Source organism: Evansella cellulosilytica DSM 2522 (assembly GCF_000177235.2).
In the GTDB taxonomy this organism is placed as follows: Bacteria; Bacillota; Bacilli; order Bacillales; family Salisediminibacteriaceae; genus Evansella; species Evansella cellulosilytica.
Window position 1 is genome coordinate 2,091,886 of sequence record NC_014829.1, and the last position, 21,237, is coordinate 2,113,122.

General features: G+C 34.3%; 24 protein-coding genes. 17 read left to right on the forward strand and 7 right to left on the reverse strand.

Features of this window, described 5'->3' with window-relative positions; genetic code table 11:
* The first annotated feature begins 83 nt into the window (after positions 1–83).
* The 3 genes from BCELL_RS09585 to BCELL_RS09595 are packed head-to-tail and all read left to right on the forward strand — an operon-like array spanning position 84 to position 1,985.
* Positions 84–785, forward strand: coding sequence for a DnaD domain-containing protein (locus BCELL_RS09585; RefSeq protein ID WP_013488511.1), 702 nt, complete (start codon positions 84–86; stop codon positions 783–785).
* A 23-nt stretch (positions 786–808) separates the two neighbouring features.
* Positions 809–1,474, forward strand: coding sequence for an endonuclease III (gene nth / locus BCELL_RS09590; RefSeq protein WP_013488512.1), 666 nt, complete (start codon positions 809–811; stop codon positions 1,472–1,474).
* Positions 1,467–1,985: a YpoC family protein gene (locus BCELL_RS09595; RefSeq protein WP_041808197.1), complete on the forward strand. Its 519-nt coding sequence runs from the start codon at positions 1,467–1,469 to the stop codon at positions 1,983–1,985. Before nth ends, BCELL_RS09595 begins: the two co-directional genes overlap by 8 nt.
* A gap of 85 nt (positions 1,986–2,070) precedes the next feature.
* Here the strand turns inward: BCELL_RS09595 and BCELL_RS09600 are convergent, their stop codons facing one another.
* Both BCELL_RS09600 and recU read right to left on the reverse strand, forming a co-directional pair.
* On the reverse strand, positions 2,071–4,689 hold the full coding sequence (locus BCELL_RS09600; protein ID WP_013488514.1) for a transglycosylase domain-containing protein: 2,619 nt from the start codon (positions 4,687–4,689) through the stop codon (positions 2,071–2,073).
* 51 nt (positions 4,690–4,740) lie between these two features.
* Positions 4,741–5,349, reverse strand: coding sequence for a Holliday junction resolvase RecU (recU, locus tag BCELL_RS09605; protein ID WP_013488515.1), 609 nt, complete (start codon positions 5,347–5,349; stop codon positions 4,741–4,743).
* A 116-nt stretch (positions 5,350–5,465) separates the two neighbouring features.
* Between recU and BCELL_RS09610 the strand changes: the two genes are divergently transcribed.
* From BCELL_RS09610 to BCELL_RS09625, 4 genes are all read left to right on the forward strand, one after another.
* The gene (locus BCELL_RS09610; protein WP_013488516.1) at positions 5,466–6,440 is read left to right on the forward strand and encodes a DUF2515 domain-containing protein; all 975 of its coding nucleotides are present in this window, start codon (positions 5,466–5,468) and stop codon (positions 6,438–6,440) included.
* A 207-nt stretch (positions 6,441–6,647) separates the two neighbouring features.
* On the forward strand, positions 6,648–6,926 hold the full coding sequence (locus tag BCELL_RS09615) for a hypothetical protein (RefSeq protein WP_013488517.1): 279 nt from the start codon (positions 6,648–6,650) through the stop codon (positions 6,924–6,926).
* Positions 6,927–6,986: 60 nt separating this feature from the next.
* The gene (locus tag BCELL_RS09620) at positions 6,987–7,361 is read left to right on the forward strand and encodes a YppE family protein (protein ID WP_013488518.1); all 375 of its coding nucleotides are present in this window, start codon (positions 6,987–6,989) and stop codon (positions 7,359–7,361) included.
* A 46-nt stretch (positions 7,362–7,407) separates the two neighbouring features.
* Positions 7,408–7,851, forward strand: a complete 444-nt coding sequence (locus BCELL_RS09625; protein ID WP_013488519.1) for a TcaA NTF2-like domain-containing protein — start codon at positions 7,408–7,410, stop codon at positions 7,849–7,851.
* A gap of 121 nt (positions 7,852–7,972) precedes the next feature.
* Here BCELL_RS09625 and cbpA read toward each other — a convergent pair whose 3' ends face one another.
* On the reverse strand, positions 7,973–8,602 hold the full coding sequence (gene cbpA / locus BCELL_RS09630) for a cyclic di-AMP binding protein CbpA (protein WP_013488520.1): 630 nt from the start codon (positions 8,600–8,602) through the stop codon (positions 7,973–7,975).
* Positions 8,603–8,773: 171 nt separating this feature from the next.
* Here cbpA and BCELL_RS09635 point away from each other — a divergent pair, with 171 nt between their 5' ends.
* The 9 genes from BCELL_RS09635 (at position 8,774) to BCELL_RS09675 (ending at position 16,057) form a co-directional block, all read left to right on the forward strand.
* Positions 8,774–9,034, forward strand: coding sequence for a DUF2524 family protein (locus tag BCELL_RS09635; RefSeq protein WP_013488521.1), 261 nt, complete (start codon positions 8,774–8,776; stop codon positions 9,032–9,034).
* 333 nt (positions 9,035–9,367) lie between these two features.
* Positions 9,368–9,937 carry a cysteine hydrolase family protein gene (locus BCELL_RS09640; protein ID WP_013488522.1) on the forward strand — a complete coding sequence of 190 codons (570 nt, stop codon included), beginning with the start codon at positions 9,368–9,370 and terminating at the stop codon, positions 9,935–9,937.
* On the forward strand, positions 9,937–10,266 hold the full coding sequence (locus BCELL_RS09645) for a thioredoxin family protein (protein ID WP_013488523.1): 330 nt from the start codon (positions 9,937–9,939) through the stop codon (positions 10,264–10,266). The genes BCELL_RS09640 and BCELL_RS09645 overlap by 1 nt, the downstream gene beginning before the upstream one ends.
* Entirely contained in the window at positions 10,253–10,666 is a 414-nt protein-coding gene (locus tag BCELL_RS09650) for a TlpA family protein disulfide reductase (protein WP_013488524.1), read from the forward strand. The genes BCELL_RS09645 and BCELL_RS09650 overlap by 14 nt, the downstream gene beginning before the upstream one ends.
* 80 nt (positions 10,667–10,746) lie before the next feature.
* On the forward strand, positions 10,747–11,865 hold the full coding sequence (locus BCELL_RS09655) for a conserved virulence factor C family protein (RefSeq protein ID WP_013488525.1): 1,119 nt from the start codon (positions 10,747–10,749) through the stop codon (positions 11,863–11,865).
* A gap of 330 nt (positions 11,866–12,195) precedes the next feature.
* Entirely contained in the window at positions 12,196–13,560 is a 1,365-nt protein-coding gene (locus tag BCELL_RS09660; RefSeq protein ID WP_013488526.1) for an IS1182 family transposase, read from the forward strand.
* Between the two features lie 334 nt (positions 13,561–13,894).
* Positions 13,895–14,107, forward strand: coding sequence for a hypothetical protein (locus BCELL_RS09665; protein ID WP_013488527.1), 213 nt, complete (start codon positions 13,895–13,897; stop codon positions 14,105–14,107).
* A gap of 5 nt (positions 14,108–14,112) precedes the next feature.
* A complete protein-coding gene (locus tag BCELL_RS09670; RefSeq protein ID WP_041808200.1) occupies positions 14,113–14,592 on the forward strand; it encodes a PH domain-containing protein in 480 nt (159 codons plus the stop codon).
* The gene (locus BCELL_RS09675; protein WP_013488529.1) at positions 14,585–16,057 is read left to right on the forward strand and encodes a PH domain-containing protein; all 1,473 of its coding nucleotides are present in this window, start codon (positions 14,585–14,587) and stop codon (positions 16,055–16,057) included. Before BCELL_RS09670 ends, BCELL_RS09675 begins: the two co-directional genes overlap by 8 nt.
* A 509-nt stretch (positions 16,058–16,566) precedes the next feature.
* On the opposite strand, the gene BCELL_RS09680 is transcribed toward BCELL_RS09675, so the two are convergent.
* The 4 genes from BCELL_RS09680 to BCELL_RS09695 form a co-directional block, all read right to left on the reverse strand.
* Positions 16,567–17,532: a DUF2777 family protein gene (locus BCELL_RS09680; RefSeq protein WP_013488530.1), complete on the reverse strand. Its 966-nt coding sequence runs from the start codon at positions 17,530–17,532 to the stop codon at positions 16,567–16,569.
* A gap of 186 nt (positions 17,533–17,718) precedes the next feature.
* Complete coding sequence (locus BCELL_RS09685; protein ID WP_013488531.1) at positions 17,719–18,642, reverse strand: hypothetical protein; 924 nt, start codon at positions 18,640–18,642, stop codon at positions 17,719–17,721.
* A 33-nt stretch (positions 18,643–18,675) separates the two neighbouring features.
* On the reverse strand, positions 18,676–19,719 hold the full coding sequence (locus BCELL_RS09690; RefSeq protein ID WP_013488532.1) for a toxic anion resistance protein: 1,044 nt from the start codon (positions 19,717–19,719) through the stop codon (positions 18,676–18,678).
* 192 nt (positions 19,720–19,911) lie between these two features.
* Positions 19,912–20,802 (reverse strand): diacylglycerol/lipid kinase family protein, encoded by an 891-nt coding sequence (locus tag BCELL_RS09695; protein ID WP_013488533.1) that lies wholly within the window; start codon positions 20,800–20,802, stop codon positions 19,912–19,914.
* Positions 20,803–21,025: 223 nt separating this feature from the next.
* Here BCELL_RS09695 and tatA point away from each other — a divergent pair, with 223 nt between their 5' ends.
* Positions 21,026–21,202: a twin-arginine translocase TatA/TatE family subunit gene (gene tatA, locus BCELL_RS09700; RefSeq protein ID WP_041808201.1), complete on the forward strand. Its 177-nt coding sequence runs from the start codon at positions 21,026–21,028 to the stop codon at positions 21,200–21,202.
* Positions 21,203–21,237: the final 35 nt, after the last annotated feature.

A 21,237-nucleotide genomic window follows, 5' to 3' on the forward strand; every position in this document is an offset into this window, starting at 1 on the left:
GTAAATGCGCTTGGCTTTGTTTTCTAATTAGGGACACTTTCCGACTTAATAATACATGATATAATGGTAGTGAGGTGGACGAAATGAACGAAAATAAAGAAATAATAATAAACCAACTAATAGATGAACCACTAACCATTCCGTCGGTACTTATCAAAAATTATGCAAAACTAGGTTTAACAGAAGGCCAATTAGTTTTATTATTGCACTTGAGAAAATATATGCAAGAAGGCAATTCCTTTCCAACGCCACAAGATTTAGAATCAAGAATGACGATAAGTGCCGATGACTGTACTGCACTGTTAAAAGAACTGTTAAAAAGAGGCTTTATCACAATTGAAGAAAATCATGATACAGACGGAAAATTAGCTGAAATTATTTCTATTAAGCCTACTTATGAAAAACTAGCAGTTTTTATTAATAATGAAATGGTTGGATCAAAGAAACAAACGAAACAGTTCGAAGAAGGCCAGTTATATCGCCGGTTTGAAGAAGAGTTTTCTCGTCCTATAACACCAATGGAATTGGAAATGATATCAATGTGGCTAGATGAAGATAAACATGCTCCTCAAATGATTGAAGCTGCCCTTCGGGAAGCAGTTGTTTCTTCAAAGTTGAATTTCAGGTATATTGACAGAATTTTGTACGATTGGAAAAAGAATGGTGTGAGGACTTTAAGTCAAGCAAAACAGCATGGGGAAAAAATTAGGCAGCATCATTCTTCGCCAAAACAAAGTACTACACAGAAAACACGCCATCCGCATTATAACTGGCTACAAAGTTAAAATAATAGTGGGAGATAATAGAGATGTTAACAAGAAAAGATATAATAAATATTTTTAACACAATAGGGGATATGTTTCCAGATGCTGAGTGTGAATTGACGCATGCTAATCCGTTCGAATTGACTATTGCAGTATTATTATCTGCACAATGTACAGATGCTCTTGTAAATAAAGTTACCCCGAAACTGTTTGAGAAATATAAGACACCTGATGATTATATACAAGCGCCTTTGGATGAACTTGAAAATGATATAAGGTCAATTGGATTATTCAGAAGTAAAGCTAAAAATATTAAGAAACTTTGCCAATCTCTCATTGAAGATTATAATGGAGAAATCCCAAAAGAAAAAAGTGAATTGGTTAAGCTTGCTGGTGTAGGGAGAAAGACAGCAAATGTAGTAGCGTCAGTAGCCTTTAACGAGCCTGCAATTGCTGTTGATACGCACGTAGAGCGTGTTAGTAAGCGATTAGGTATTTGTCGATGGAAGGACTCTGTATTAGAAGTGGAAAAAACATTAATGAAAAAACTTCCTAAAGAGGAATGGTCGGTATCACATCATCGTCTCATTTTTTTCGGAAGGTACCATTGTAAAGCACAATCACCACGTTGCAATGAATGTCCATTGTTATCCCTTTGTAGGGAAGGGAAAAAAAGAATGAGGAAGCGTGGGGTTATTGTTAGTGAATAAAAAACTATGGAAAGTTCCGGAAGCTTTTGTTCTATCACCTTTTTATGGAAAAGGTGCGGAAATAACAATTTCGAATGATGTGGATTTTGTACAGGGTGATTTATTTCATTATGATATTAGATTAGCATTAAATTGTGCTAACAATACTGAACAACCTTGGGACAACCTTCAGACGTTAATTTTGAAAGTGAAAAATTTGTGGTTAAATGAAGGACTACCTACCCTTACACAATGTTTTCATGAACGAAATAGAAATAAAGCTCGGCCATATATGTTGTATTACTTAAGTTTATATATTCAGACAATGATATGGTTGCAGGAAAGACCAGTTTATACTTTAAATGCTATACAAGAACAATTAAATCATTTACCTTATGCACCTATGAATATTCGTGAACGAATATCATTTATTTTAAACTCACCGGACCATTATCATTCCTTTATTACTTTAAAACAATTATTTGAAGAGTCTCATAAAAAGTGGACTATATACTTGATGAAAAAAAATTAGTTACCGATGTGTTCATCTGATAAAAACGTAAAAGAGGTTGACTCAAAAGGTCGATTTTTACCTTTTGAGTCAACCTCATTCTTATTTAACTTTCAGGTTCTTGCTCGTGATCACCGACATCATCTCCATCGATATCACCGTTTTCATTATCTTCATCAGGGTTTTCATTTTCATCATCTTCAGGTCCGCGACCTTCGTTAGGCCCACGACCATCGTTATTTGGTCCACGCCCATTACCGTTTTCACCATTATTGCCACGTCCAGGACGATCATCTTCCTCAATTTCTTCATCATCAAATATCTCATCAGGAATATCTATTTCTTCTTCTGGGATAGTTACTTCAACTGTCATAGGGTCACTTTCCAAACCATCATTTACATTAGAAATTGCCTTCACTCTTATAGAGTATGTTGCACCGTAATCAGGACTATCTATCTCAAATTGAAGTCCCTGTGTAATGTCAAGTAAAGAGTAGTCACCATTATCAACTCGCGCTTCAATACTGTAGCTAAACATATCTCGAACATCTTCATTATAATCCCAGTTAATGTTAATTCGATGTTCCTCTTCATTATATGTTGCAGTTAAATTTGATACTGGATCAGCTTGAATAAACTCTTCGGATTCCTTTACTGGTTCTGTTCCTCTAACAAAATATTCATAAATGATTTCACTTTGTGGTGTAAAGTCACTCGGTAGAAGACCAGTAGACCTTTCTATACCGATTCTAACGACAGAATCAGGCATTTCAAAACTACCAACTTCTCGATCTTCATGTGCAAAGGCCATTACTTCTCTAAAGATATTTCGAGCAATTTGGCCTTCTCCTTGATTTGTATCAATGTATCCATCATTTAAATTTGCATACCCAGTCCAAACAGCTGCTGTGAGTTCAGGCGAGTAACCAGCGAACCACGAATCCCGAATACCATTTGTAATATTATGTTCCCTTTTTTCTTCTTCTGTAAAGTTTGTGGATCCAGTTTTACCTACGATCGGTACTCCAGGAATCGTAACGTTTCTAGCAGTACCTTCTGGACCTTCTACTACAGAACGCATCAATTCAGTAACAATAAATGCAGTATAATCATTCATAGCTACGACAGGATCTGGTGAGAGTGTTATCGTTTGACCATCCTGAAACTCAACCTTTCTCACTGTGTGAGGTGAATTGAATTCACCGTTATTAGCAAATGCCCCGTATGCACCAGCCATTTCAAATGGTGTTACTCCTGTAGTAAAACCACCTATCGCGTAAGGTTCCTGAATCGTATCTAAATCTAGACCTAACCGCTCACCAAATTCTTTAGCTTTATCGATCCCTACTTCTTGAAATGCTTTAACTGCAACAACGTTACTGGATATTTCCATCGCTTTACGAATAGACATTGAACCTCTGTGACTTGGATTTGAATACCAATTACTAAATTCTCTGTCCTCCCCGGTAAAGGAATGTGGTTCATCAACAATTTGATGGTAAGTCGACCATTTAAATTCATCTACTGCAGGACCATAATCTAAAATAGGCTTTATAGCAGAGCCCGGTTGGGCGCGTCTACTAGGGTTTGTTGCCCAATTATGGGATCGGGCTCCAGTTGCTTCACGAATACCGCCAATTGCCAATACCTCTCCTGTTTTGTTATCCATTAATGTAATCCCTGCTTGATATTTATCATCTGGAAATTGAACGACCTCATCAGAAGTCATGACATGCTCGACATACTCTTGGAGTTCAAGATCAAGTGTCGTGTATATTTTTAAGCCAGTTGTGTAGATATCTGATCGCTCTATTCCTTCGATCTCTTCCACTTCATCAAGCACTTGATCTAAGAAAGCTTGATATGGATAAGACTCACGTTTACTTTGTTTTAGTTGCTCCTCAATAGGAACTGCCATTGCCGCCTCAGCTTCTTCAGCAGTTATTTTTTCATGCCTCTCCATTAAGGCTATTACTGTGTTGCGTCGTTGCTCTGCTGCCTCTGGGTTTTTAAAAGGGTTAAAGTGATTAGGTCTTTGCGGTATTCCTGCTAGTAATGCTGCGTCTTCAATTGTAAGCTCTGAAAGCTCTTTACTGAAGTAATAATCAGCGGCGGCAGCTACACCATATCTAGAATCAGAGTAGTATATAGCGTTTAAATACATTTCTAATATTTGGTCTTTTGAATATTTCTGTTCTAATCTAATAGCTAAGTATTGTTCCTGAATTTTTCTTGTCCAGTTTTTATCAAAAGTTAAAAATAAATTTTTAACAACTTGCTGTGTAATTGTGCTAGCACCTTCACTGCCGAAGCCTCTCGTAACATTAGAAACAATCGCACCACCAATTCGTCGCATATCTAGACCGAAATGGTCGTAAAAACGGACATCCTCAACAGAGAGTACTGCATCGATCATGACATCTGGAATTTCATTAATGGTTACGTTGTGACGATTTTGCTCGGCATGCAATGTTGTGATTAGCTCACCATTTCGATCCACAATTTGTGGATTTTGCGCGAGCTTTAACCTTTCAGGATCAAGTTCTGGAGCATTTCTAATTATTGCAAAAGCAGTTATTGCACCTACGATTAACATGACTAAGCACATTATTCCAAATGCAACAAAGATTTTTTTCATCATACCTTTACGGTTTTTAGATTTACGTTTTGACTCTGTTTGTATCTTCTTTCGTTCACTTCTGGATTTGTAATTATTATCAGACATTTTGCATCTTCCTTTCAGATACAACTAAAGTAATAGAAAATATAAAAAACATTATTCGGTTGAAATTATTTTATCAATAATTTTTAAATAGTCAATCCTCGGATGATAGCCTATTTCTATTAATGTACCTACATCTTCAATAAACGTTTTCGGTATTGACTTTCTTTTCGTTATTTTCTCATCAAAAAAATGTATGATATCTGAAGCATATACTAAGTATATTTCATTGGAAATTGTAAATCTTAATATAATAAATGTAATGCCTCCATGGCTCAGAACTTGCTTCATATGGTTAATTTGGTGTTCATGAAAGTTCTTTAATGGAAAACTTGTTTTGTTTTTTGTTTCCTTTGCTTCAAAATCTATATATTTCCCTTTATATACACCATTGTAGTCAGTAGTTGAAGGTTTTTGAAAATAAGCCTCTGTGACTACGGCAGCACTTCGTTTAGGATAATGAACATTCACTATTTGTAGTGGTGTAGGCTTTTTATGGATAATAGCTATTCCGTGAGAACGATAATATTCATTCGTTTCATTAATATCCTCTTCTAGGTTCATTCCACGGTTACTAAACCTATCATCTTTTTTGACGACGTTTTTCCTCTCTAAGTTTCTTTTTGGTTCATATTTTTTCCCATTTGGATAACGAAATGACATAATTACTCACCCTTTTTGTTGATGCCATCAGTATATATTACCATAAATTTTAGGAAAGAAAATACTATTAACTAATTTACATTGTAATATGAAGACCAATAAAGGAGTTGAGTGATTTGTTAAAAAAATATGTAACATTATGTAATATAAAACATGTTAAAGAAATGACTTTAAGATATAACAAAGATAATCTTTTAAGAACGAAAGCATACGGGGACTTTTTTATTAGGAACAATGAAATTTATTGGGCTTACTTAGCAAGTATGGTTTCTCGTAATGCAGGTTGGAATATGTCTGACCTGTGGAGTCGGCCATATCAAGTTCTTTTAACGAAAGAACAGCAAAATCATTTATTCACAACGTATGAACGAGCAAATTGGTTAATATTTTCGGATGCTTTTCCACAGCTCTTGATTTATGAATGGTCAAAAAAATTAAAAGAACCATTATTTTACTTATTAACCTATTTTAAAGTGTCTAAATGGATGATAAATGAATGGGAAGCTTTTTGGGAAACGGGAAATAAAGAGCGACTTCTTCAAGCACTAATAATCAATGAACAAAACCTTATTCAAAGGCCAGTCATTGAAGCACCCTTTTTTAAGCGAGAAATATTCAATAGTTTCAGCTATGTACTCCAAGAGAGGCTTCATTTTAGTTCTGTTTTATTCCCAACGAAGAAGGGACAGATTTACGGGAGAACAGTTAAACAATTTAATAAAGTAGAAAAAAGAATTCAATTAGGAAAAGAGCTTGCTTGGATACTATTCCATTCTCGCGAAAAAAATGATATTCATTCTTTTTTCAATGACGTTCCCTTTTCTGGCTCTCGTAGGGATTATCAAAAATGGCAGAAAGGTAGCTTCCCATTTACGCCAAGAATGAACGATATATATCCTTATATATTACACAGTGATGACAAGCGAGAAGACTGGTCCAAGAGTATAACTTATGATCCAACAAACTATATCGACAAAAAAATGATGAAACCGATGAAATACGATTTAACTGGTTGGTATGAACACAAGCAAAAACAAATTGTAGTCACTGCTTCCTTATATTTAAAGCTGAAAAACCTGATTCATAAGTAGGACAAAAAAACATAAACATTTCTGTTGAAATTAATGTAGAAATATAGTTGACGTTACTAAAAAATTAAACATTCTTTGTTGAATGGAAACTAGTTTTGTCACTACAGAAGGGCAATTACAGACGAAAGGTGAATTAGTATAAAACAATAAACCATTGCTCTATATACGTGACGTTTCTAAAAAAATTCAAAATGGAAGGTGAAGAAGATGTTGTCTGCAAATGAATTAGAGGACCGGTTTGATAAGTTGATTTTCTCCATCGACAAACTCGATAGGAAAATACAAAGTAAGACAGCAGAAGGAATGGAGTCTAAATTACTGGAGCAGCAAAGAGATATTAATGATATAACAAAATCATTAGAAGAGTATAATGTTAGACTTCAAAAAATGGAGAAAAAACTAAACAAAAAAGCAAAAAGAGTTTCTCCTATAAAGGAGGAAGGACAAGGAAGTAAAAGAAGGCTTGCCAGTATTTTTACCTTATAAAGTTATTACCTTCCTTATAGTACTAATGTTTGGTACACTTTCTGCATGGAGGTGTCGTTTATGAATAGTAGTAATGAAAGGCTAAAGATAATAACAGTGAAATTACAAAAAATGAATAAGCAAGCATTAAAAAACTTTGAACAATATGCGTTAAATAAAACTTCGGCAGATTTTCAATCTGAAGTTAAGCCATTTGCTGATGAAGTGAATGAATTAGCTAACGAGTGGAGAAGTCTTGCTACTGAATTTATTTATCAAGCTAAACCTAAGTATATTCAGCAAACACTAATTGATAATGCGCATGAGAATATGCAAATAGAAGCTGTTACTTGCTTTCAAGGAGATACAAAGAGAAAAAGATTTATGGAAAGAAATAAATCGATCTCATTCCTGTTAGATGGTATTTTATCGACATTAAATGAAAAACAGTACTAAATCGTGTTACAATGTCTGTTAAAGGAATGAGAGAGGAATAACATAAATGAATAAATGGAAGGTGGTCTTTATAAGTTTTCTTTTTCTTTTTTTAGTTGCATGTAATGAGGAAGAGAATTGGACGACTTATCAAGGCAATACAAAAGAAGTCGAGACTTTTATTTATACTTATTTGGAAGAATGGGGTATAAGCCTTGAGCAACAAAATTTTTCCATGCTTGAACAATATTTTGTTGCTAATAGTCACATTTATCATATGGTACGAAGGCAACATCAGCAAACATTGACAGAGAGAAAAATAGAAACTTTTATAACTGGTGAAGATCAAACAATAGAAATTAATGAACATGGAGAACTGCGCTGGACTTGGAAGGAAACCTTTTTTGTTGATAGTTTGGGTAGCTCTGATGAAATAATAAGAACGAGAGCCTACCGTTTAATTCCATTTAACGATAGTTACAAAATTATTGCTATCGAACGAGAAGTTTAAGACCTCGCATTAAAATGAGAGTCGCTGAAAAGGATGCTTTTTATTTTTTCAGTGCCCTCCTCATCATAAAAGGGAGACTCAATAGGTGAAAATGAACCTGTGGAGTCTCCCTCTTTTTCGTTTAAATCTTCTCGATATCAAAAACGCGAAGCCCATCAGATTCTAATTGTGAAACAACTTTATTTAAAGTTTCTTCTGAAGTATCACGAGGTAATGTGACTATTACACGTCTGAAAAATCTGCTTTCATTATCTAGTGTCAGGAGACTTTGTATCCCTGTAATCTTCTTAATTGAAGAAACAATGAGGCTTAGTGCACCGTGATATTCATGTGTAGAAATGTTTATCGTATAACTCCCAGTTTTTACGCCCCACGAATCTTCTAACAATGACATCACGTTCGCGTGAGTAAGTATCCCAGCAAATGTATTATCCTCCTGTAAAACAGCTAAGTAAGGGTATTTTTTTATTTGGTTAAATACTTTAAAAAAAGAGCTTTGCTCCTCGATTGTAACATTCACGTCATCTTTAAGTGTCATAACAGAGTCTTGTAACTTGTGTGTTTCTTTGTAGAGTGCACGGTACACATCTTGTACATAAATATTCCCTTTATAATATGTACTCGATTCATCTAAAATAGGTATACAACGAAAACCACTTTCCTCTAATTCAATGAGTGCCTCTTGAATTGAAAAGTTTTCTTTAACAAAACGTACGTCTTGCTTAGGTATAATGTTATATTTTATCTTCATAATTATAATTACAACTCCTCTCGTCTTAAGGTTATTTTCATTATAAATGAAATAGATTGGAAAGTAACTATATCCTTTTTAACTTTATTGCGATATTATCTCACATAATTAGAAAATAATTAAAAGTATAAAATGAACAGAAAAGCTTAAGTTAATGTTGAGGTGAGATAAATGACAAATTCCAATTATTTACACGGTGCAGTCGAACAAATACAACAAGTCATAACGAATGCAGAGGAACAGCTGTTAGAGTCAAAGAAAGTGGAGCATAACAATGCTGAGGAGTATACGTCTGCACAAGTGGAATTAGAAGAAGCAAACATGCAGTTAGATAGAATGATTCACAGTGCAAATCCAGATCAACGTGATCAGCTTATTAGGCTTCAGCAGCAATTGCATCAATTACAAAATAAAATGATTTTAGGGTTATAATTACTAACAACGGCTGTCCCAAGAGCTATTATAGAGGATGACTCAAAAAGTATAATATCGACCTTTTGAGTCATCCTCTAATCATAAGAATGTATAAAAACACACTAAATTCAAATTTCCCAGTATATTTTCCAACCTCTCTTTTTATCTATACATGAGTCGTATCTCTCGAATAAATTCCCTCTCATTACCCTAAGGGTTCAAACGCTTTTCTTTTCTTACTCTATCCTGTATTGTTTGTCTCCATGAGTTTTTTTAGTATATATCGATTCGAATTACCGGTACTTTTATCGTAATGATATAATTGTGATAAAAGTAGGGAGGATGGATAAAATGGAATGTTTAATTGTAATTGACTACACAAATGATTTCATAGATGATGATGGTAGGTTAACGTGTGGGGAAAGAGGTCAAAAAATTGAAAGTAGAATAACTGAGCTAACAAAACATCATATTGAAAAGAATGATTTAGTCATTTTTGCGGTTGATGTTCATGAGGAAGAGGACCCATATCACCCAGAAACACAACTATTTCCACCACATAACATCAGAGGTACAAAAGGAAGACAGTTATATGGTCAATTAGGGTCATATTTCCATGAGCACCTACAAAGAGGGGATATAAATTACGAATGGATAGATAAAACGAGATATAGTGCATTTACTGGAACAAATTTAGAGATAAAGCTTCGAGAAAGAGGTATTAATACGCTTCATTTAGTTGGCGTATGTACAGATATTTGTATTTTACATACTGCTGTAGATGCCTTTAATAAAGGTTTTTCGATAGTCGTTCATAAAGATGCAGTTGAAAGCTTTAACGGAATTGGCCATCAGTGGGCATTGGATCATTTTAAAAACACTTTAGGTGCGATGGTAATTGAAGGGGTTGCAAAGGATTAATGGTGCTCAAATTAGAGACAAATGAACAATTAGATTTATTAATAAACGAGAAAAGAGGTGTATTTATTTATTTATATACACCTCTTTGTGGGACGTGTAAGCTTGCTCGTCGCTTTTTATCTATTATAGAGGATTCAGAACAAGTTCCTCCGATCTACGAAGCCGATATTAATTTTTTCAAAGAAAAACGACAGCAATGGGAAGTAAAAAGTGTACCTGCTCTGTTACATTTGGATAATAATAATGTTATTGGTAAATTATATGCTTTTCAATCAGTAACTAACGTTTATGAGTTTGTAAAAAGGAGAAATGAAAATGAAAGCACCTAACTTTTCATTAAAAAGTCTTACTTCTAACGAATCTATTTCATTATTAGACTTTGAGAATAAACCAGTTTTATTGACTTTTTGGGTTTCTTGGTGCCCTGATTCACAACGAGACCTTCAATTAAAGGAAAACTTATATCGCTCAATGAACAAGATTGAACTACAAATGTTACTAATACATGTAAACGGAAGAGAGCAAAGTGACTTAGGCTTAAATTACTATAATAAAAATCGTTTCACAATTCCTTGTATAAAGGACGAAGGAACGGTGATTTATGATCAGTATCAATGTATGTCAGTTCCAACCACTTTTTTGTTAGATTCGGAACATCAAATTGTTTCTCGCTTTAATGATAAAGCACACTTTCAAGATATTGTAAAATCCTTAAGCAAAGTATTATAAGTGAGCCTGTCGTTATCTTCAAAAATATATTTATGTTAAAATAATTACTAACATAAACACAGTGGAAAGGGGTTGCTACTATGAAGATTATTTCAGTAGAACCAACACCAAGTCCTAATACAATGAAGCTTACACTCAGCCAGTCTCTTCCACAAGGGAAGGCTCATAATTATACGAAAGAGACGAGTGAGGGAGCGCCATCATTTGTTCAAGACTTATTTAAAGTGGAGGGTGTAAAAGGCGTATACCATGTGGCGGACTTTATTGCTGTAGAACGACATCCGAAAGTAGATTGGAAAGTCATTCTACCAGAAGTGCGTGCAGTTTTCGGAGAGACAAATCCAACTAGAGATACGCCAGAAACAACTGTAGATGAACATTTTGGAGAGGTCAATGTTCAAGTGCATAAATTTAAAGGAATCCCAATACAGGTAAAGGCCTTTTCAGGAGAGGAAGAAGTACGAGTAGCTTTACCTAATATTTTTAAAGAGGCTACAGTTAAAGCAACGTTACCAGAAGATAATATTGTAATGCAGAGAAAGTGGGTCGATTATAGACCAAGATACGGAGACCTTCAAGAGGTAGCTGATGAGGTAGCAGAAGAAATTAAAGCTAGCTATAATCAGGAACGGTTAGAAGAATTGATAAAGCAAGCGCTAAACAATGGTGAAAAGCCTAAAGGGAATAAAAAATGGCTAAAGGTTACAGCAGAGATGCTGAATAACGAGGATTGGAAAAAACGATTTGCTGTTCTTGAACAAATGGACCCAAGTGTAGAAGATTTACCGGTATTAGAAATCGCCCTTCAAGATGAAAAAGCATCAATACGTCGATTAGCTACAGTGTATTTAGGAATGATAGAGGATGAAAAAGTATTACCATATTTATATCGTGCATTAACAGATCAATCGGTTACAGTTAGGCGAACAGCAGGAGATGCATTATCTGATATTGGTAGTGCTAAGGCGATTCCTGCAATGGTAAAAGCATTGAAGGATAAAAATAAACTAGTTAGATGGAGAGCTGCTATGTTTCTATATGAAGTGGGAGACGAAACAGCTATTGACGCATTAAAAGAGGCAGAAAATGATACAGAGTTTGAAGTAAGCATGCAAGTGAAGTTAGCTCTCGCAAGAATAGAAGGTGGGGAAGAAGCAAAAGGTTCCGTATGGAAGCAAATGACAGAAGCCTTTGATTAGTTGAGGATATTAATTGTTTTACAGATGGTACTCAAAAGGTGGAAGCTTACCTTTTAAATACCTATTTTTTTGGTGGTTGTATACTATTGGAAAGCAAGTATCCTGAAGTGAAAATCAACAACACCAAAGTGAAGTTAACAAGAAATTTTTTAATGAGATAATATTATTCTGAGACTATGATCTTTTTTGAAAATTGATTCGTATGAATCAATTTCATAATTATTGGCCCTTATGGGCCAAGGGTTTCAGAACATGAAAAAAGGAGCACCTCCCCAAATGTCGAATTTAGTAAGTGACGAACAAACCAATTCGAATGGGAGGAAGCCCCTTATGTCTATTGTACGACAAGAGAGCCTTTTTAGCATGCAAATTTTATTTGACTTAGAACCTACCCACCGTTATGATGAGATTTTTTCAGCGATTGATATTCATCCCATCCTCACTATCGTAGTGAAAAGATCTAATTTAGGTAGACCTGTAGAATTAAACTATCCTGCAATGATTCAAGCACTCGTGGTGAGGCTTGTTGAGAGAATTCCCGAGATGCAACTCCTAGTTGAACGTTTAAACACCGACCTTAATTTTAAGCTGGACTGTGGCTTTTTGATATCTGATCCAGTCCCTTCTGAAGCTTCATTTTCAAGGATGATTACAAAAATTAAAGATACAGACATTCTTGAAGAGGTAAACTCTCAAATAATAACTGATGCAATCAACGAAGAATATATTACAGATCCTAATATTGCGATTGACTCTGGTCACTTCGAGGCGAGAGATCAGGCTCCTTCAAAAAAAGAAGAGAAACCAAAGTCTGAGCCAAAGAAACGTGGGCGTAAATCAAAGGCCGAACATGAACAATGGTTAAAAGAGAAAGAAGCTAAGGAAGCATCCTTGTCTATTTTTGAAAAGAAAATTGAAGATCAACTAGACGTTTCTTACGATGAACTTCATGATCAAATGCCACTTCATCCTACATGGGGCGTGAAGAAAAATAGTGAAGGGAAAAATGTGTTTTGGTTTGGTTATAAAGGTCATTTAGCTGTTGATACCAAAACTCAGTTTATTCTTCATTCAATGATTTCCTCAGGTAGCCTAAACGATGGTAAAGCTGCTATACCTTTATTAAAAGGAATAGAGAGAAACTTTTCGGAACTTAGGATGATCTATGCACTAATGGATGCAGGATATGATTACGATGCAATCTATGAACAAGTCCATCGAATGAAAGGATATTCCATCATTGCTTATAACAAAAAAAATGAATCAGAGCCAATTGGGTTTGATGAAAATTTCGCTCCAACGTGTGTAAGGGAACATTCCTATCGATACGATAGCTTTGATAAAAAATACCAAACCTTAAAATACACACGTCCAAAAGAGTGTAGGGATTGTCCTCTAGCTGAAGATACATTATGCCAAAAGGTCTACAAGATAAAAATAGAGTCGGATTTACGCCGGTACAGTGCACCCGCACGCGGTTCAGTTGCCTGGAAAGATAGATTTAAGGAACGGAGTTCCGTTGAAAGGGTCATTGGATACCTAAAAGAATTCTTTCAGTTGAACAATGTAAGATATCGAACAGGAAAACGAGCTAAAGTCCATTTTGATTTGGTTACCATGGTGTACAATGGAATGAAATTAGTTAGCATGAGACTTGCTCAAAAACAATATTCAATGAATTCAGTAGCAGCTTAATTCTTTTGTAAAAGGACCAATGTTATTTTAAAACAGCGTTGATTGGAGCTGAAGGTACGAGACGCCTGCGGGAAAAGCAACAGCTGAAGATCCCGCAGGGTGGGTTTCCCGAGGAAGCTGAAGCGTTGCCCGCGGCAAGCGAGTATCCTTAAGAGGAAATCAACACAAATTTAAAGTAACTGATTTAAAAAACGATATAACTATTAATTCTGAAAGTGTTGGCTTTTTTATAAAAGTGAATTATGAAATTGATTCGTATGTTAAAAAATTGAAAAAAAGTTTTTCTCTTGTTAAATAGAATGATAAAATTAAAGTAACGAAGGATGTGATTGAAATGAAACGTGATGAACTAGTGGAAAGACTCAAAGAGCTACATATGACTGAAATAATTGAATTGATTGAGGATGCAGAGAATGGTGATTTAGAGGAGTTAGAACTTGCTCGAGCCCTTGGACTTTTACGGGATGAGAAACTTAATGACGAAGTCATTAAGCTATTAGAGGACAAAGGGGTAAATATTATCTATCTTGAAGACGACGAGGAGTAATGATGATGAGAGCAAAGCCAAATCACCCTCTTGCAAAAAAAACTTTACAGGCATGGCGAATTGTGGGATTACTAGAATGGTTATTCTATTTGCTTATCCCAATAGGATATGGATTAGCAGTGTGGTACTTTGAATTTCCATTATGGCCAACATATATTATAGTTGTCGCAATTATTTTATTAGGTTATTTCAAAGTTATACTAATTCCAAAACTAAAGTGGAATAACTGGAAATATAAAGTTTTTGAAAATGAAGTGGAGTTAATGTATGGCGTTTTTGTTATTCGTCGAGTTATTATACCAATGATACGGGTACAACACGTTGACACGAAACAAGGGCCAATACTTAGATATTATCAATTAGCTTCAGTAACGATTTCCACTGCTGCTACCACTCATGAAATTCCAGGACTAGAACTTATGGCGGCTGACGAATTAAGAGATCATATAGCAAAACTTGCAAGGGAAGCTGATCCTAATGAATGAATGGCGTAGACAACATTCCATTGCAATATTCTTTGGTTTTTTAGGTAGCTTAAAAGAATTAATATTTACCTTTATTGCTATTTTCATTTTTGGTCAATCGTCTCAAATAGGTGGTCCATTTTTTTATAGTGTTTTCTTTTCAATCGTGTTGGTATCTACACTCATTTTAGGTGTTATTAAATGGTGGACATTTAAGTATCAATTAAATGAACAAGAATTACAAATAAAGCAAGGGCTAATATTTAAGAAAAATCGCTATATTCGTAAGGAACGAATTCAAAGCATCGATATACAGGCGAAGTTACTACAAAGACTTTTTAATCTAGTAGAGTTAAGAATTGAGACTGCTGGTGGTGGAGCGGAGCCAGAATTTAGAATTGTTGCATTAAAGAAAGAAGAAGCTCGATTTATTAAAGAGCAACTACTAATAAATGATAAAGAAGATGAAGAATTCGAAATGATCCATGAAGAGGAAAGTTTTACTGATGAGATGTTTGAAGAAGAAAATAACGACCATTCGTTTCATTGGGCTTTATCCAAAAAACGTTTAATAATTGCGGCATTAACTTCTAGTGGGATCGGTATTGTTGCTACTTTTATAGCCGCAATCGTTTCTCAAGCACAACAATTTATACCTGATACCTTTTATGAGTATTTTTTTGGTTGGATCATGCATTCTAGTATTATATATATAGGTTTTATCGTTTTGTTTATTTTATTGATAGCTTGGTTCATATCAATAGGGAATACTATATTAAAGTATGGTATGTTTCGAATTGAAACGAAGGGTGATGAAGTTCATATTTCGAGGGGAGTATTAGAGAGGCGGCAATTAACGCTATCAGCAAATAGAATTACTGCTGTAAGAATTGTGCAGAATTTATTTAGACAGCCCTTCGGATATGCAGCTGTATATGTTGAAAGTGCTGGTGGCGGTAGTGCAGAAGAAGACTTATCAACTATATTAATTCCTTTATGCAAAAAGAAGGAAGTAAATGATATTATTCAGCATATAATTCCATCTTTTGTTGTAGAAAGAGAATATGAAAAACTGCCGCGTAAAAGTTTACGTAGATATATGATCAAATTGTTGTTGCCTTCACTTATACTTGCAGCAATTGTAACGTATTTACTTCCTTATGGATGGTTATCATTTATATTACCATTTTTTGCGATATTATTAGGGATAATGCAGTATTACGACGCTGGGATTGGAATTAGCAAACAGCTACTGCTTATAAAATCAAGAAAAATCTCATTATCTGAGGTTATTATTCCGAGAAATCGAATACAATCAATGAGTTCATCTCAGTCAATTTTACAACGATTTGATGACCTACATACGATCCATGTTGCAATTCTATCAAGTATTAGTGGGAAAAATTTTTCGTTAAGACACATTAGTGGCGGACAAAGGGAAAAAGGGTTTCATTGGTATTCATACGAAAGTAATAATAAAAAATAACGGAAAACAAGAAACTATATTATACAATGTTAAAGGGTTTCTCAGAAGGGGGAAAAGGAGTAGCTAAAAAGGGAAACATATGAGGGCACTAAAAAGTGATGTTCTTTGTGAAAAACTTGCTGTTTCGTTGCATTAATATTCTATATATAGGGAAAGTTGATGAGACCGGAGGAGGCGAGGTAACTGTCTCTTCCTCTACGAGCATATGCTTTGGAGCGTATCCGTCGAGACAACTCGAAGCATAAGGCGACGAAGTAACGCTCGTTCCTGTGGGGATCGAAGGCAGGGGTGAGACCCCGCAGACCGCAGGTCGAGGAGGCCCACCAGCCGCCCACGGAAAGCGAGTTTGCACAGGTCTCATCAACTTCTATATTCAAAAAACCTTATATTTATTAGACTATCCTTTGAATTTAAGTAATTTTTCAGTGGCCTCGTATTCTTTCACTTTTTCAGTGCACTCAAACATGTACCTTTTTAGTCCCCTCGGAAAACTCCCTTAAGTAATCCTTTTATTCTGCGGAAAATTGCGTTGCATATGAAGTTAAGACTCTTTCTCCAGTATCTGAAGTAAATTCAAATCTATCATAAGTAATATCGTCATCATTTTCCCGTATTGTCCTTTCAAAATGATGTTGAACGACATATTGAGTTTCAGCATTAGAATATGAGATAAAATTAACGCCCTTAAATTCCTGTCTACTTAATGAGCTTAGCATTTGAACAAGCAGAGCATTATGGCAATAAACAGAATGTTCATGGCCTAATCCGAACTTTTGCAATCCCTTTTCCAATGCATGGAGAGAGGGGGAGTCTAGCTCATTTAAAAGTATTTGGTAAGGATCAAACTGTGTTTTATTAAGTCTAACAGTACTGCCATGTGATAAGTCAATTTGTTTTCCATTATTTAATTCAAATGTTAGGCCTGAAATATAATGGGCTTGCAACCATTTTTCTTCGACATGGATTTCAAACTCAAATGGACATTCCTCTATCGATAAAGATTCGTGCTTTTCTTCCTCATAAATAAACACTTGCCTTCCCTTTTTCACAATTTGATAGTATATATAAGACTCTTCAAAAAGAAGGTTTTCTCCTTTTAATTTGCGAAGCTCTTGCTGTATTAACGATAAAACTATTTCTGAATCTTCGTTAATTTGTTGGAATTGATCCCATTTTAGCTTTAATGCATACTTTAAAGATTCATCATAGCTAGATGGGAATGTTGTACTTATTGGCTCAATTTTTTGACCAGAACACTTGAATATATCATTATCCTTTAGGAAGGGCTTATTTAACTCTAGTTCGTTTAAGCTAATTTCAGGGTACTCATATACTCCTTTTATACGAACGAAAGCTGTCCAAGGCTTATTAGGTTCTGTTTTCATATCTTCTAATATTCCAACATATTGGCCATTTTTTCCTTCGTTTAGGATAACTTGTTCACCAATATAGTGCTTTGCTGTTTTACGATCCATATGAATCCCCACTTTTACTATGTTTGATCTTATTTTATCAAATATTTTGGCTTAGCACTATAATAAGATATTTCCTTGTTACATATTAGTGAAGCTAAGTTGCATGTATCACTACTTTTCCTATAGAAAGTTAAGATCCCTTAACGGTTATGATGGAGCGAATAACCGTTAAGGGATCTTAATTTTCTATTGTTCATTATTTCTGTTAAGCGGTATTTCATATCTAATTTGATTAAGACGAATGAGTTGCTGCATTCTATCCATACGAGTGTTTTTTAAATGATTAGTTTGCGTTTCGATATATGTACGCATCGAATGTAGTGACGTCATCACATCATCATAGGAATCTAGACGCTGATCTTTTGATAGGCTAGCGTATGTTTCCAACAACTGTGGTAAGTCATGATTCACAAGTCGTTTTAAATGATGTTTTTCTTCAATATCCAATAAGTTTATATCTTCAATACATTGTTTTAATGCACTGTCAATTTCTTCAAGCTTCGTGTTAATGAGTGTGTCTAACGATTGATACTCTTTCAATAAGCCTTTAATAGTAAACTCTTGATCTACTGTAGCATCGACATGTGACTTTATACTTTCTCTTTTATCGGTTATTTCAAGGTGTGGCAGCTCATCAATAGGTAATCCAGAGATAGAATGATCTAAAGCATTAATTTTATAAAAAATAGGAATAAACAAAGGGTGTTTTTGTATATTTCTAACAATCGTTTTGTTTTCTACTTGATAGTAAATAGTTGCATCAACGCATTTTCCAAAACCTTTTTCAGACTTTACTTGTTTTCTATATGTCGTAATATAAATTCTTTTCCTTATAGGTGACGAAGATTTTTTTGTATCGATTAATTCGACATGAATTTTTTTCGGTTTAATTTTAACTTTGAATAAATATCCTTTAATATTTCGTTTAAAGGTTTTATTTAAGCGAGGTAGTTCGGAAAGGGAGGCTAAATCAGATAAAAACTCTTCCGCCTCGCTAACAAATTCTTTCGTAAATTCATTATTAATATTAGGGTCCTTTAAAGGTTTTAGATAATTGGGGAGTAATGGTTGGAGCCATTTTTGATCCCATATTGCTTCACGAAAACTCATGCTTTTCACCTCATTTATCTAATGATCGCATGATTAATTTAAAAGCTTTCGTTCCATTTGATCATTTAATTGTTCCATTTCTGTAATAAACTGCTTACTTGATTCAATAATTCTTGTGTTGGATTGTTCGGTCATTTCAATAGCTGCATACACATCTTCATACGCTTTTTTAAATGTCTCTAGTGCAATAGCAGGTTCTTCTAATGTTTTTAATGTTTCTTCTGTATTTGACTTTAATAATTGTGCATTAGATAAGAGCATTGCTTCAGTAGTGTCGTTGACATTTTTAACAGCATCGATGACTTTTTTCTGGTTACTTAAAGCTAACTGGATAGAGGCAGTAACTGTAATGATGTTTTTAGTCATTGTGATAGCATTAAATATAGCTTCCTCTAATTTATCGTTGTTTTCAACGATAATATCAACGGATGCTAATGACTGTTGAAGTACGAGAACGGCAGTTTGCATGTTTTTAACTCTAGACAGCACCTTTTGTTGTCCTTTTTGTATTGGTGCAGGATCGTGCTGCCATTCCTCTTTTTTCAGTTCTTCTTCAAGCATTGTATTCAGTTGCTTACCGATTTCTATTTGCTCGTTTAAGCCAATGATTCTCTCTTTCGCAACGTCTTTTAGTTGGTGAAGCATGACGTTATCCTCTTGGAGACGATCCTTCCCATTTAAGAGTGCTCCAATAATTGTTTCAACTTCTGCTTCTATCGTTTGGTATTTGCGAGCGTATTTTTCAATAGGACTCTTCCTTACCATCTTAGAAAAAAATTTTTTTAATTTACCTTCTTTTAAGTAATCGGGTTCTAATTCAGAAACCATTTCTTTTAATTTTGCTAGCTGGTCCGGAAGATCTTGTTTTGGATCATTCATCATAGCATTGACTGGCCTCTTTAACGCTTCTAATGATTCGCCAGCTTTTTCTTGTTCTTTTAATCCAATTTTTCCTAATGACTCTAAAACTTTATTCAAATCATTTTCTTGACGAATTTCTTCTACATACCTTTCAGCAGATGTTTTTTTAATAGAAGAAGATTGTTCTACCTCTTGGTTTAAGTTTTTGTTGTCCATATGTTAGCCTCCTAAATGAGGATTATTTAGTATTCTTTGTTAGTATTTACGAGAAATCCTCGAATAAGTTTCATTTTTCTTTAGTTATGATTATACATTTCCAATATTTACGAGACAATAAAGATATATATATTCATGAATGAACGTATCAAATTATTATGTAAATACAAATGAGCTATACTATTTTAAAGTTTAATAAAATTCTATTGCTTTATGTAATATATTTATTGTTGCTGGAGCTACGCCTAATTCTTCGCCATCACCTTGTATAGGAATATTTTCTGTACTTATAGTGAAAGAACGCCCTTCTAACGTTTTCACATACGGTAATGATAAATGTTTTTTAAAGAAAACAGTTGGCAATGCTAATAGTAACTGTGCGATGTTAAGATTATGAACGATGACAACATGTATCTTTCCATCTTGAGGATTTGCTGAAGGGCATATAGGTATACCGCCACCGTAATAACTTGTATTTCCTAAAGCCATTAGCCAGACTCTCTTAAACCGAAATGAACAGCCTTCCTCATTATTTATCGTAATATCTTTTGATCTGTATCGAAAAACTGTCTTTAAAAAAACAGCTAAATATGTAAGACGTCCAAGAAAAGCCATATTGAGTAGACGTTTAATTCTAGATGTTTGACAATGAATGGCTGTTTCAGCATCAACGCCTATACCGATGATTGATAGTACTTTTTTGCCGTTTATTTCAAGTAAATCATATTTGTTGATATTTTGTTGGTTAATTCGTAATATAGCTTTTTTTGTGTTTTTTGGTATTTTTAGTGCTCGGCCAAAATCATTCCCAGAACCCGATGGGATGACTCCAAATGGAAGATTATGATGATAAAGTTTTTGTACAGTATAATGTAATGTACCGTCACCACCAATTATAATGAAGCCCTTGACTTGTCCTTTTAGATCTAGTAGTTTATTGTCAATTTCTATCCACATTGTTTCTTCTTGATATTCGGAAGCAATGTATGTTAAAAAAGGTTTGTGGAGAAATGTTGACAATTGTTTTAATATGAAATTGTAGCGTCTTTTACCAGAGTGTGAATTTACGATTACGATATACATAAAATCTCCTTTATATTAAGAGAATACCTTTCTATTATACCATTGAATATAATTAAATGGGTATAACAGAAAAACGTAATCATTATTATTAATTAATGAATTTGAAAAGAAAGAATATGGATAAAGTTTGAGAATGTATGATTAATGATAGTAATATAGTACACTTATCTATATAATAAGTAAGAGACATTTTTATTTTTGCAAGCCGCACTATGAGGAGGGAATGCAAATGGGTATTGGTATGCCAGGCTTAATTTTAATTTTAGTCATTGCCTTGATTATCTTTGGTCCTAAAAAGCTACCGGAAATTGGTCGTGCTATGGGTCAAACATTAAAGGAGTTTAAAAATTCAACAAAAGATTTAACTAATGACGAGGATGCATCTAAAGACAAAAAGTAAAGTACTAAAAAATATATTTTGATTAGATGTAAGGT

Coding starts and splice junctions, on each gene's coding strand:
- nth (WP_013488512.1), top strand. CDS start 809: ATGTTAACAAGAAAAGATATAATAAATATTTTTAACACAATAGGGGAT.
- tatA (WP_041808201.1), top strand. CDS start 21,026: ATGCAAATGGGTATTGGTATGCCAGGCTTAATTTTAATTTTAGTCATT.
- BCELL_RS09600 (WP_013488514.1), bottom strand. CDS start 4,689: ATGTCTGATAATAATTACAAATCCAGAAGTGAACGAAAGAAGATACAA.
- BCELL_RS09665 (WP_013488527.1), top strand. CDS start 13,895: ATGAAACGTGATGAACTAGTGGAAAGACTCAAAGAGCTACATATGACT.
- BCELL_RS09655 (WP_013488525.1), top strand. CDS start 10,747: ATGAAGATTATTTCAGTAGAACCAACACCAAGTCCTAATACAATGAAG.
- BCELL_RS09675 (WP_013488529.1), top strand. CDS start 14,585: ATGAATGAATGGCGTAGACAACATTCCATTGCAATATTCTTTGGTTTT.
- cbpA (WP_013488520.1), bottom strand. CDS start 8,602: ATGAAGATAAAATATAACATTATACCTAAGCAAGACGTACGTTTTGTT.
- BCELL_RS09635 (WP_013488521.1), top strand. CDS start 8,774: ATGACAAATTCCAATTATTTACACGGTGCAGTCGAACAAATACAACAA.
- BCELL_RS09640 (WP_013488522.1), top strand. CDS start 9,368: ATGGAATGTTTAATTGTAATTGACTACACAAATGATTTCATAGATGAT.
- BCELL_RS09585 (WP_013488511.1), top strand. CDS start 84: ATGAACGAAAATAAAGAAATAATAATAAACCAACTAATAGATGAACCA.
- BCELL_RS09620 (WP_013488518.1), top strand. CDS start 6,987: ATGAATAGTAGTAATGAAAGGCTAAAGATAATAACAGTGAAATTACAA.
- BCELL_RS09695 (WP_013488533.1), bottom strand. CDS start 20,802: ATGTATATCGTAATCGTAAATTCACACTCTGGTAAAAGACGCTACAAT.
- BCELL_RS09650 (WP_013488524.1), top strand. CDS start 10,253: ATGAAAGCACCTAACTTTTCATTAAAAAGTCTTACTTCTAACGAATCT.
- BCELL_RS09645 (WP_013488523.1), top strand. CDS start 9,937: ATGGTGCTCAAATTAGAGACAAATGAACAATTAGATTTATTAATAAAC.
- BCELL_RS09615 (WP_013488517.1), top strand. CDS start 6,648: ATGTTGTCTGCAAATGAATTAGAGGACCGGTTTGATAAGTTGATTTTC.
- BCELL_RS09690 (WP_013488532.1), bottom strand. CDS start 19,719: ATGGACAACAAAAACTTAAACCAAGAGGTAGAACAATCTTCTTCTATT.
- BCELL_RS09685 (WP_013488531.1), bottom strand. CDS start 18,642: ATGAGTTTTCGTGAAGCAATATGGGATCAAAAATGGCTCCAACCATTA.
- BCELL_RS09625 (WP_013488519.1), top strand. CDS start 7,408: ATGAATAAATGGAAGGTGGTCTTTATAAGTTTTCTTTTTCTTTTTTTA.
- recU (WP_013488515.1), bottom strand. CDS start 5,349: ATGTCATTTCGTTATCCAAATGGGAAAAAATATGAACCAAAAAGAAAC.
- BCELL_RS09680 (WP_013488530.1), bottom strand. CDS start 17,532: ATGGATCGTAAAACAGCAAAGCACTATATTGGTGAACAAGTTATCCTA.
- BCELL_RS09660 (WP_013488526.1), top strand. CDS start 12,196: ATGTCTATTGTACGACAAGAGAGCCTTTTTAGCATGCAAATTTTATTT.
- BCELL_RS09670 (WP_041808200.1), top strand. CDS start 14,113: ATGAGAGCAAAGCCAAATCACCCTCTTGCAAAAAAAACTTTACAGGCA.